The sequence below is a fragment of the Paraburkholderia sp. BR10954 genome, assembly GCF_040965775.1.
GTDB classification, from domain to species: domain Bacteria; phylum Pseudomonadota; class Gammaproteobacteria; order Burkholderiales; family Burkholderiaceae; genus Paraburkholderia; species Paraburkholderia youngii.
The window spans coordinates 1-10,060 of the sequence record NZ_JBFRCK010000082.1 but is presented as its reverse complement, the minus strand read 5'-3'; the positions used below and the strand labels follow the sequence as shown (position 1 = coordinate 10,060).

Annotated in this window: 9 protein-coding genes and 2 pseudogenes; 4 read left to right on the top strand and 7 right to left on the bottom strand. The window is 60.8% G+C overall.

Annotated features, from left to right (window positions below):
* From AB4Y34_RS39640 to AB4Y34_RS39620, 5 genes are all read right to left on the bottom strand, one after another.
* Positions 1-302: transposase zinc-binding domain-containing protein (locus AB4Y34_RS39640; RefSeq protein ID WP_368719111.1), on the bottom strand; the 302-nt coding region annotated here is incomplete at its 3' end.
* Between the two features lie 19 nt (positions 303-321).
* Positions 322-1,197, bottom strand: a complete 876-nt coding sequence (locus AB4Y34_RS39635; RefSeq protein ID WP_368719110.1) for a site-specific integrase — start codon at positions 1,195-1,197, stop codon at positions 322-324.
* A gap of 135 nt (positions 1,198-1,332) precedes the next feature.
* Complete coding sequence (locus AB4Y34_RS39630) at positions 1,333-1,554, bottom strand: hypothetical protein (RefSeq protein ID WP_176112165.1); 222 nt, start codon at positions 1,552-1,554, stop codon at positions 1,333-1,335.
* 192 nt (positions 1,555-1,746) lie between these two features.
* Positions 1,747-3,180: an MFS transporter gene (locus AB4Y34_RS39625; RefSeq protein ID WP_176369834.1), complete on the bottom strand. Its 1,434-nt coding sequence runs from the start codon at positions 3,178-3,180 to the stop codon at positions 1,747-1,749.
* Positions 3,181-3,503: 323 nt separating this feature from the next.
* Positions 3,504-4,364, bottom strand: coding sequence for an IclR family transcriptional regulator (locus AB4Y34_RS39620; RefSeq protein WP_368719109.1), 861 nt, complete (start codon positions 4,362-4,364; stop codon positions 3,504-3,506).
* Positions 4,365-4,531: 167 nt separating this feature from the next.
* Here AB4Y34_RS39620 and AB4Y34_RS39615 point away from each other — a divergent pair, with 167 nt between their 5' ends.
* From AB4Y34_RS39615 to AB4Y34_RS39600, 4 genes and pseudogenes are all read left to right on the top strand, one after another.
* Entirely contained in the window at positions 4,532-5,515 is a 984-nt protein-coding gene (locus AB4Y34_RS39615) for a hydroxymethylglutaryl-CoA lyase (RefSeq protein ID WP_368719108.1), read from the top strand.
* Positions 5,512-6,786, top strand: a complete 1,275-nt coding sequence (locus tag AB4Y34_RS39610) for a CaiB/BaiF CoA transferase family protein (RefSeq protein ID WP_368719107.1) — start codon at positions 5,512-5,514, stop codon at positions 6,784-6,786. The genes AB4Y34_RS39615 and AB4Y34_RS39610 overlap by 4 nt, the downstream gene beginning before the upstream one ends.
* A gap of 81 nt (positions 6,787-6,867) precedes the next feature.
* Complete coding sequence (locus tag AB4Y34_RS39605; protein ID WP_368719106.1) at positions 6,868-8,178, top strand: MFS transporter; 1,311 nt, start codon at positions 6,868-6,870, stop codon at positions 8,176-8,178.
* Positions 8,153-9,305 (top strand): annotated as a pseudogene (locus AB4Y34_RS39600) (amidohydrolase). The gene AB4Y34_RS39605 and the pseudogene AB4Y34_RS39600 overlap by 26 nt, the downstream one beginning before the upstream one ends.
* A 199-nt stretch (positions 9,306-9,504) precedes the next feature.
* On the opposite strand, the gene AB4Y34_RS39595 reads toward AB4Y34_RS39600, so the two are convergent.
* The gene (locus AB4Y34_RS39595; RefSeq protein ID WP_368719105.1) at positions 9,505-9,750 is read right to left on the bottom strand and encodes a hypothetical protein; all 246 of its coding nucleotides are present in this window, start codon (positions 9,748-9,750) and stop codon (positions 9,505-9,507) included.
* Positions 9,747-9,948: pseudogene (locus tag AB4Y34_RS39590) on the bottom strand (hypothetical protein); the annotation flags it as partial. The gene AB4Y34_RS39595 and the pseudogene AB4Y34_RS39590, both read right to left, overlap by 4 nt.
* Positions 9,949-10,060: the final 112 nt, after the last annotated feature.

The following is a 10,060-nucleotide window of genomic DNA, read 5'->3' as shown; positions in this document are numbered from 1 at the left end:
CATCCGACAAGGTCATCGCCATGCTCAAGGCGAGGCTTTAATGGAGAGTAGCAGGGGCGCGGGCTCCCCGGCTCGCGCTCGATCGACGTGTCTACTCCACATACGGAAAGACTCCCCATAAGGCACGAGTTGAAGGACACCTCTGAGCTTGCGCAACCTGGACAACGCAGCACATGTCCGCCCAGTGCCGCCGTGCGGCACCGTTCGATGGCCGACATGACCTTCAGCTGCCCCGGGCTCAGGCGTGCCGTGGCCCGCCACGCTGGCCCGTGGCTGCGGAAGATGTCCGCAACCTCCAGCATGAGGCGCTACAACGCGGGCCTACTCCGAGGGCAGACGGTCCAGTGGACTGGTGACCTCGTGCAGCAGGTCGGTGGCCACCTGGACGTAGAGCGCGGTGTTCTCGAGCTTCGCATGGCCGAGCAGCACCTGGATCACGCGGATGTCCACCTTCTGTTCGAGCAGGTGCGTCGCGAAACTGTGGCGCAGCGTGTGCATGGACACACGCTTGTCGATGTGCGCGGCCTCGGCGGCGGCATGAATGGCGCGGTTCAGTTGCCGCGTGCTCAGCTGATCGAGTGGATCGAGCCCAGGAAACAGCCACCCACCCTCGGGCATCCTGCCCTGCGCACGGGCCACACGCCACCACACACGCAGACGCTCGAGCAGCACCGGCGAGAGCATGGCGTAGCGGTCACGGCGGCCCTTGCCCTGCTCGATACGCAATGTCATGCGTTCGCTGTCGACGTCAGAGACCTTCAGCGCGACCACTTCGCTGGCGCGTAGCCCCGCGCCATACGCGACCGACAGCGCGGTCTGGTGCTTCAGGTTGCCGGCGGCCTCGATGAGCCGCCGCACTTCATCGGGGCTGAGCACGACGGGCAATACGCGGGGCACGCGTACCGGTTGCATCCTGACCATCAGCTCGGGCCGGTCGAGCGTGACGGTGAAGAAGAACTTCAGGCCGGTGATCGCGTGGTTCAGCGACACGGCCGATGTGCCGTGGTCGACCAGATGGAGCTGGTAGCGCCGCAGGTCCTCGACGGTGGCCGTGTCAGGTGAGCGCCCGAGAAACCGGGCGAACTCACGCACGATGTGCAGATAGATGTCCTGCGTCTTGGGGGCAAGCTGGCGCATGCGGATGTCGTCGATCATGCGCTGGCGCAGCGGACTGACGTTTGACTGCGAGGAGGTCATGATGGGGCTCCTGCTGGAGAACGAGGCGGATTGCCTCATTCGCCAACATACGGAACCGCGATGCCGGCCTCTCCATGACCACCGGCGTCTGACCGTAGCCCCTACCGCGCGAGCGGTTTAGTCCAACGGCCAGTTTCAGTCATTCAAGTTTGATTTGCGAACGTCGGCTTGCTGGCTAGCATGAGACACTGCTCGTGCATGACAGTCGGCAACTGTATTCAATGGAATAGCTTCGATAATGATCGGGTCGGCGCCGCGCACTGCAACCGTACGCGAGGCCATCAGCTTGTGCTCAACCAGCATCGCCTCGCTTTGAAAGAAGCGAGTCTCGAGATTTTTAGTCGCATCGGACATCATCCCAGCCCGGTCCCTGTACAAGTTGCGCCAGTTCGCTGCGCAGTAAAACTCCACTCCCGCATTCATATAGTTGGCACGAACCAGCCCATCGTCGCGAGAGTCGCTTCAAGCGTCAGTCCTCGTGCTTCGCGACGTCGGGCAGGACCGCGTTGCCGCGCGGATCTCTAACGGCGAGACCGCGATTTCTTGCGCTCAATGAGAGATGTCGTCGAGCGTGCGATTATTCGTGCGCGGACCGAAGAAGCCGATCGCGCCCATGACCACCACCATCGCACCGCCTATCAACCCGAATACGCCCTCAACACCAAAGTGCCGCAACGCGAAGGCGATCATGAACCCAGAAAACATTGCGGAGAGGCGCGACATCGAATAGACGAAGCCGACCGCCGTGGCACGGATGCGTGTTGGGAAAAGCTCGGTCTGGTAAGCGTGATAGCCGACCGAGAGCAGTGTGCCGCACAGGGTGATGAGCACCCCTAGCATCATCAGAATCGCGGGCGACGATTGTGTTGCGAACAGGCTGCCGAAGACGGCTATGCCGAGCGCGGAAAGCACGATCAGCGTCTTTCGTTCAATACGATCGGCGAATGTCATGGCGATCAAAGGCCCGAACGGATTCGACGCCGCGATGACGAACGAATACATCAGGCTATGCGTGACGGTCACCCCTTTGGAGACGAGCAGCGTGGGTACCCACGACGCGAAGCCGTAGAAGCCGATCGCCTGGAAAAGGTTGAAGACAAGCATTGTGATGGCGCGGCGGCGATACGGGGGCTGCCAGATCTCCCCGAAACGCGCCTTGCCGACGGTGACCGCGCGCTCGACGCGTTCCACTGGCGTGGGCAGCGCTTTCCCGTATTGCTCCATCACCTTTGCCTCGAGCGCGTGCGTCACGCTTTCCGCTTCTTCGAGACGGCCTTGCTGCGCGAGCCAGCGCGGGCTCTCCGGCACGCGGCGGCGGATCGCCCACACGACAATCGCGCCCAGCGAGCCGATGACTACCACCCAGCGCCATCCGTCGATGCCCCACGGTGTGCGCGGCACGAGCCACCATGCGAACAGTGCGACGGCAGGCACGGCGGCGTACTGCACAAGATGCACGAACGCGAAAGCGCGGCCGCGCAGATGCATCGGCACGAGTTCGCTGACGTATGTATCAATCGTCACCAACTCAACGCCCACGCCGATGCCCGCGATCAGACGCCACAGATTGATTGCGGACGCGCTGTCTTGCCAAGCCATCACAAAGGTCGCTACCGAATACCAAAGCAGCGAGACGGTGAAGGTCGTCTTGCGTCCGAAGCGGTCGGCAAGGCGTGACAAACAGAACGTGCCGATGAAAAGACCCGCGAACGATGCCGCGACGAACGCGCCAAGCCCCGAGAAGCCGAAGAACGACGCCGTCGTCGTCGAATACAGGCCGCTCTTGACGAGGCCCGGTCCGACATACGCGGTCAAGAATAGATCGTAGAACTCAAACCAGCCGCCGACAGCCAGAACGAAGACCAGCATCCATATCGAGCGCGTCGCGGGCAAGCGGTCGATACGCGCGTTGATTCGCTCTGCCTCCCCAACGATAGGTGAACCGGACGAGAGCTTTGTCCCATTAACGGGAAGACTGGCCATCTGCATATCTCCTCGCTGTTTTACTGAAGTTCTGTTAGATAGAACGCAGTTCTGTGTAGCAGTATTACTATGGTAGCCGTGCAGGTAGTGAAGGAGCGACTAGGGATAACCAGCACCGACCCGTGCCTTGCATGCCGGGCAAGCGCATCTTTCAGCACGTACGAAGTGGGATCGGCTCAACAATGAATAACGACGCCTTTCAGCCAACCGGGAAAGCTGGGCGCTGCGCGCTTTGGTCGCTGTAAGCGAGGATGTGATCGTTGCCGCAGCAAGGCGATTCGCGCTTTGCGCGGCATTCAGATGGCATGCCGGGGTTCACATGCCTAATGCAAAGGGCGCGTGCTCAAAGGCCGCGTGCCTGGGTCAGGCATTTCCGTATCGACATCCGCTTTTTCCGATTTGGCAGCGTCTTCTTCGACGAATCTGGCGATGCTTGCATCGTATCTCGCACCAATGCCCCCCAAGTCGACCGTTGCTCGCTTCGCGCTGAGAAGCAGTGCTTTAAGAACAACGTTGATGGTGGCTGGGGCGTCGAATCTGCCTTTCGGCCCGGATAGGGTCAGAGCGCCCAACAGCTGACCCGTTGAATCGAACACCGGCACTGATGCTGACGTTGTTTCGGGATCTCGTTCACCGTATGAGACCGCGCAGAATTGTTCCCGCACCTCATTCCAGCGTGGATCTGACGATTCACTGAATGCGAGCAGCACTTTGCCGGAGGCGCCTTTGTCGATCTCGAATTCCTCGCCGATCCGGATCGCTACTCTCACGCTTCTCGAGGGCTCCACGCGATACAGGACCAGGCGCTTGTCACCTTGCCGTACGTAAAAAGAGGCCGTCTCGCCCAGGTCGCGACTCAACTGCTGAAGGATGGGTTCCACAACGGGGCCGACTTGAAAAGACCGCTGGTAAAGCGTTGCGAGGCGAAGCGGTTGATGTCCGACAGCGTACTGACCGTCATTCAGCTTCCGTATAAATCCGCCGTGCTCCAAAGCACCGAGCAACCGCAAGACCGTGCTTTTATACAAGCCGGTGCGGCGCGATAGTTCGGTAAGCGTCAACCGGTCGTCGGTCGGGCCGAAAGCGTTGAGAATCGCGAAAGCCCGATCCAGAACGGCGACTCCACTGCTTGTGTCCGATGCGTCGAGCGACCGCTCTGCATTCCCGGGCCCACTGATAGTCATCTCTTCTCCTCTCTGGTTATGCCGTCACTCTAATGTTTCGCGTGACAGAACTCAAGTTCTGTTTTTGGCGATTTCGGGGGTTTACCCGTCTTCACCAAGCCGCAAAGCGCACCTATAGTTCTATCGAATAGAACGTAGGTCTGTGCAATAGAACAAAGGAGTCAGTCGTGAATACGCCCAATCCCAAGGTGTTGATCAGCGAGGTCGGTCCGCGTGACGGATTGCAGAGCATCAAAACTGTCATGCCCACGGCAGCGAAGCTGCGATGGGTCTCGGCGCTCGCCGCTGCAGGCCTGAAGGAAATTGAAGTGGGCTCATTCGTGCCGGCGAAACTGCTGCCTCAGATGGCTGACATCCGCGAAGTTGTCGCGCATGCGCTCTCCCTTCCCGGTTTGCACGTCGCGGTTCTAGCGCCGAATCTTCGTGGCAGCCAGAGCGCTTTCGAAGCAGGCGTGCACAAGGTGACGCTGCCCGTTTCGGTGACCAACGAACATTCGCTGGCCAATATCCGCAAGACCAATGCGCAGATGATCGAAGAAGTGCGCAATATCGTCGCGCTTCGCGACGAACGGTTTCCCGGCGTGCAGATCGAGGCCGGTGTTTCGGTCGCCTTCGGCTGCACGATCGCGGGCACTGTGACCGACGATCAGACCATGCGCATGTGCGTGGCAATGGCCGAATGCGGCGTCGACGAAATCGGCCTCTCCGATACCAGCGGCTACGCGAATCCGACCCAGGTTCGCCGGCTGTTCCGCCGTCTGCAAACGGAACTCGGCGCGAAGGCCGGCGGGGCCCACTTCCATAACACGCGCGGACAGGGGCTGGCCAACGTCGTTGCAGCGCTCGAAGTCGGCGTGACGACGATCGATTCCAGCCAGGCGGGTCTCGGCGGCTGCCCGTATGCACCGGGCGCGACCGGCAACATCGTGACAGAAGACCTGGCCTTCCTGCTCGAAGCCATGGGCTATGACACCGGTGTGGACATCGACAGGCTCATTGCCGCGCGCGCCATTCTCGCGGAGGCGCTGCCTGGCGAAGCGTTATATGGACACGTACAGGACGCGGGTCTTCCAAAGGGATTCGCGTATGCAGACGGCCGCGCACCCAGCGCGCCGCAACCCGAAGGCTGCCTCACTGGAGTAGCGCAATGAGCGAAGTACAAGCAAACCAGAATCTGCCATATAGCGGCGTACGCGTCGTCGAGATGACGCACATGGTGATGGGGCCGACATGCGGCATGGTGCTGGCGGACCTGGGCGCGGAAGTGATCAAGGTCGAGCCTATTTCCGGCGACAGCACGCGCGCTTTGCGCGGCTCCGGTGCGGGCTTCTTCAGCACGTTCAACCGGAACAAGAAGAGCATCGCCGTGGACGTAAAAGATCCGCGTGGCGTGGAAATCGTTCACAAGCTCCTCGCTGGAGCGGACGTCTTCAGCGAGAACTTCAAGAGCGGCACGATGGACAAGCTCGGCCTCGGTTATGCCGCGCTGTCCAGGCTCAATCCGCGTCTCGTCTACGTGTCGCATAAAGGCTTTCTGCCCGGCCCATACGATCATCGCACCGCGCTCGATGAGGTCGTGCAGATGATGGGCGGCCTCGCTTACATGACGGGACCGGAAGGCAGGCCGCTGCGCGCCGGAACGAGTGTCAACGACATCATGGGTGGAATGTTCGGCGCGATAGGCGCGATGGCGGCGCTGGCTCAACGCGAACGCACGGGCCGGGGTCAGGAAGTGCAGAGCGCGCTGTTCGAGAACAATGTGTTCCTGGTGGCTCAACACATGATGCAGTACGCCGTGACCGGCAAAGCGGCGGCGCCGATGCCAAGCCGCATTTCAGCGTGGGCCGTCTACGACGTGTTCTCGGTCAAAAACGGCGAGCAGATCTTCCTGGCCGTTGTCTCCGATACGCAATGGGCGCTGTTCTGCGACGCTTTCGGGCTGGCGGAGCTCAAGGCGGACGAGCGTATCGCTTCCAACAATCAGCGCGTGCAGGCCCGCGAATGGTTGCTGCCGCTGCTTCGAAAGCACATGGAAGCGTTCACCGCGGCCGAGATCAGCACGATTTTCGAGCGCTGCGGACTGCCCTATGCGCCGATTACCAAGCCGCAGGATCTGTTCGACGATCCGCACCTGCTCGCCACCGGCGGACTCGCCGAAGTGACGTTGCCGCCCGATGCAAGCGGCGCGGGACAGCCCATAGCGACGAGGACCGCGCTGCTGCCCTTGACCTTGGATGGTGAGCGCCTGCACCTGCGCGCGGCGCCCCCTTCGCTGGGTCAGGACACTCAAGCGCTTCTGTCGGGTCTCGGATACACACCGGAAGACCTCAGACGGTTGACCGAGGCTGGGGTAGTCAAGTGTCAGGACGCCCAGCCTGGCGATGCATCGAACCCGTCGGCGAACGAACTCGCCAGCGCCTGAAGCAGCGAAGCAAATAAAGAATCACTAGCCGCAGAGGCCGGCAGGGCCTTTTGCGCGCCGTGATTCGTCTGGAGACGAGACATGACATCCATTTCATCGGACATCACGACAGGCAGCGCGGTGGGTTCCACCCTCGAGCAGTCCGCAGTCAGGAAAGCCGCGTGGCGCTTCATTCCGCTACTCGCCCTTGCGTACTTCTTCAACTATCTGGATCGCACGAGCGTCGGTTTCGCGGCACTGACGATGAATCGCGACATTGGGTTGACCGCCACACAGTTCGGCTGGGGGGCGGGCATCATGTTCGCCGGGTACTGCGTGTTCGAGGTCCCGAGTAACCTCGCGCTATACCGCTTCGGCGCGCGGCGCTGGCTCGCCCGCATCATGATCACGTGGGGCTTCTTCGCAGCGGCGACGGCGCTGGCCGTGGGCCCCAAAAGCTTCTACGCGGTCCGGCTGCTGCTCGGCATCGGTGAGGCGGGCTTCTTTCCCGGTGTGATCTTTTTCCTCGCCGTCTGGTTCCCGGCCAGCTATCGCACTCGGGTGCTCGCGTGGTTCACCGTCTCCACGCCGCTGTCGTCGCTCGTCGGTGGTCCGCTCTCGGCGGCGCTGCTCCATATGGACGGTGTCCTGGGACTGGCGGGCTGGAGGTGGATGTTCATCGTTCAAGGACTGCCCGCATGCGTGCTCGGCTTTCTCGTACTGAAAATGTTGGCGGATAAGCCCGCCGATGCGAAGTGGTTGTCTCACGAGGAACGGCAAGCTCTGCAAGGTGCGTTTGATCGGGAAGGCTCGTCCGGTCAGAAGAAGAAAAATTTCGTCGCAGCGTTGAAGGACGCGCGCACCTACATTCTGGCGATGATTTCCTTCGGCTTTACGATGGGCTCTTACGGCATCGGCATCTGGCTTCCTCAGATGCTGCGGGCTCACGGGATGAGCGTAATGCAGACCGGCTGGATGTCGGCCGTGCCTTACTTCTTTGCCACCGTCGCGTTGCTCTGGTGGGCAAAGCGGGTCGATCGTCGCGGCGGCCCGATCGCAAATCTCGCCGCAGGCCTTTTGATTGGTGCGATTGCGCTGGGTGTCTCGACGTATTTCCATCAGCTGGTTCCGGCGATGACTGGCATCACGCTGGCGTTGATCGGCACGATTGCGGGCCGGACGATCTTTTATACGCTTCCTGCCCGGTTCCTTTCCGGACAGGCGGCTGCCGGTGGCCTGGCCTTTATCAACTCGATCGGTGCACTCGGCGGCTTTGCGGGACCCTACCTCGTGGGTTATCTGAAGGACAGTTTCGGTACGTTCGCGGCCGGCATGATTGGTCTGTCGATTGTGCTAGGCATCACGACATTGCTGACTTTGTCACTTTATGCATTCGATCGCGCAGAGCGCTGATAGCAATACCACCATCACCCGACGTCGCCGCTTGCTGAGCGCAATGGCAGTACCAATGATGCTGCCTGCTATCGCTCTACGTCAGGCGTTTGCAAACAGGAAAACATGCCGTGAGTACGACTAGCAACTACCTTCCCGTTCGGTCGGACTGGCTCGCCTCTGGCACCGAGGCTGCGCTTGAGCCCGACATGCCGATCATCGACGCCCATCACCACTTTTATGAACGTCCGGGATGGACCTATCTTGTCGACGAGTATCTCGAGGACGCGCGATCCGGTCACAACATCACCGCGTCGGTGTTCATGCAGGCGTTGACCCGGTATCGCCCGTCGGGTCCGGAGCCGATGCGGCCGGTCGGAGAGATCGAGTATGTCGCGGGTGTCACGGCTCCTTTGCAGAGTGGCGAGCCGCAGGTTGCGAAAGGTATGGTCGGCTATGCGGATCTTCGCCGGGGGCCGGCGGTGCGCGATGTTCTCGAAGCGGAACTGGATGCTGGCGATGGTCGTTTCCGTGGCGTTCGGCATCTGGTTAGCTGGGATGCTGACCAGACGCTGGTGAATCCGATTTCGGCAGCGCCGCGAGGACTGCTGCTCGATCGCGACTACCGGGACGGAGTCGCGGAGCTCCGATCGCTGGGGCTGTCGTACGACGCATGGCTGTTCTTCCCGCAATTGCCGGAGTTGTTCGATCTGGCAAAGGTCCATCCTGATACGCCTTTCATCATCAACCATTGCGGCGGGGTAGTCCGCATCGCCAGTTACGCAAGCCACCGCGCTGAAGCGTTCGACGCCTGGTCGAGCTCAATGCGCGCACTCGCTCAGTTGCCGAATGTCTATGTGAAGGTGGGCGGACTCGGCATGCGTATCAATGGCTTCGAGTTTGAAAAGGGCGAGCGACCGCCGTCATCGGATGAATTGGCGCAAGCGTGGAAGCCATGGATGCATACGTGTATCGAAGCGTTCGGTGCGGACCGCTGCATGTTCGAGAGCAATTTCCCGGTGGACAAGGGCTCCTATCCATTCAGTAATGGTTGGAACGCCTTCAAGAAGCTGACTGCACAAGCTAGCGCTGACGAGCGCGAGGCCTTGTTCCGGGGGACGGTGAGCAAGGTCTATCGCCTCACATAAGTGCGTCGGAACGATCAGCGGGCCGGCTGTAAGCCTGTAATGACCGCTGTCGATCAGAAAGCTGCCTTTGGACAGGCTTGAACGTATGACTGAAACGGGTCGGTTGCTGTCCTCGGGAAACGCTCGCCCAAAAATAAAGCCCCGGCGATGATCTGCCGGGCTGATTAAATGACTTGGTTCCCGGAAATCTCCGGGAAACTCAAACAGCCGTCACGACGGCGGTTGGGATCGCACGTGAGAGCAACGTGGTCACGGCGCCTGAGACGTTCCAACCGACGAACGTCCATTCATGGGCTTCGTGTACCAGACGATCTAGACACAGCAGCTCCACGCCGTCGCGCTCGATGCGACCAAGCACACCGGCTACAACTGCTCGCCTCGTTCCTTCGCGCTTGAGCGTCACGACGCCGTCGCCGACCAGCACGCTTACCTGTGACTCCTTCATGCAGCCTCCTTCAGAATTGCTCGCATATCGCGTGCGGTATGGTCATGTACGCTTGCCAGATCCTCGACGAAGCGATCCAGAAGCGAGTCCATGTGCAGAAACGTCTCATCCTCGAGCTCGGGCGTCGCCCAGTCCAGTCCCGCCTGCATCGAATCGCGCTTGTGCGCAACCATCTGCGCCTGATACTGAGATTGACCCGCAAAAACGGACATCTATCCTTTGGAGAAGGAGGTGCCGATTATGGCCAAGCATCGTACCCCGTACCCGGCGGAATTTCGGGCGCAACTGGTCGAGCTGGTGAAGGCCGGAC

What these genes read in the sequence shown, in the direction of transcription:
- AB4Y34_RS39610 (WP_368719107.1), top strand. Translation starts at nt 5,512, where the DNA reads ATGAGCGAAGTACAAGCAAACCAGAATCTGCCATATAGCGGCGTACGC.
- AB4Y34_RS39625 (WP_176369834.1), bottom strand. Translation starts at nt 3,180, where the DNA reads ATGGCCAGTCTTCCCGTTAATGGGACAAAGCTCTCGTCCGGTTCACCT.
- AB4Y34_RS39605 (WP_368719106.1), top strand. Translation starts at nt 6,868, where the DNA reads ATGACATCCATTTCATCGGACATCACGACAGGCAGCGCGGTGGGTTCC.
- AB4Y34_RS39595 (WP_368719105.1), bottom strand. Translation starts at nt 9,750, where the DNA reads ATGAAGGAGTCACAGGTAAGCGTGCTGGTCGGCGACGGCGTCGTGACG.
- AB4Y34_RS39630 (WP_176112165.1), bottom strand. Translation starts at nt 1,554, where the DNA reads ATGATGTCCGATGCGACTAAAAATCTCGAGACTCGCTTCTTTCAAAGC.
- AB4Y34_RS39620 (WP_368719109.1), bottom strand. Translation starts at nt 4,364, where the DNA reads ATGACTATCAGTGGGCCCGGGAATGCAGAGCGGTCGCTCGACGCATCG.
- AB4Y34_RS39635 (WP_368719110.1), bottom strand. Translation starts at nt 1,197, where the DNA reads ATGACCTCCTCGCAGTCAAACGTCAGTCCGCTGCGCCAGCGCATGATC.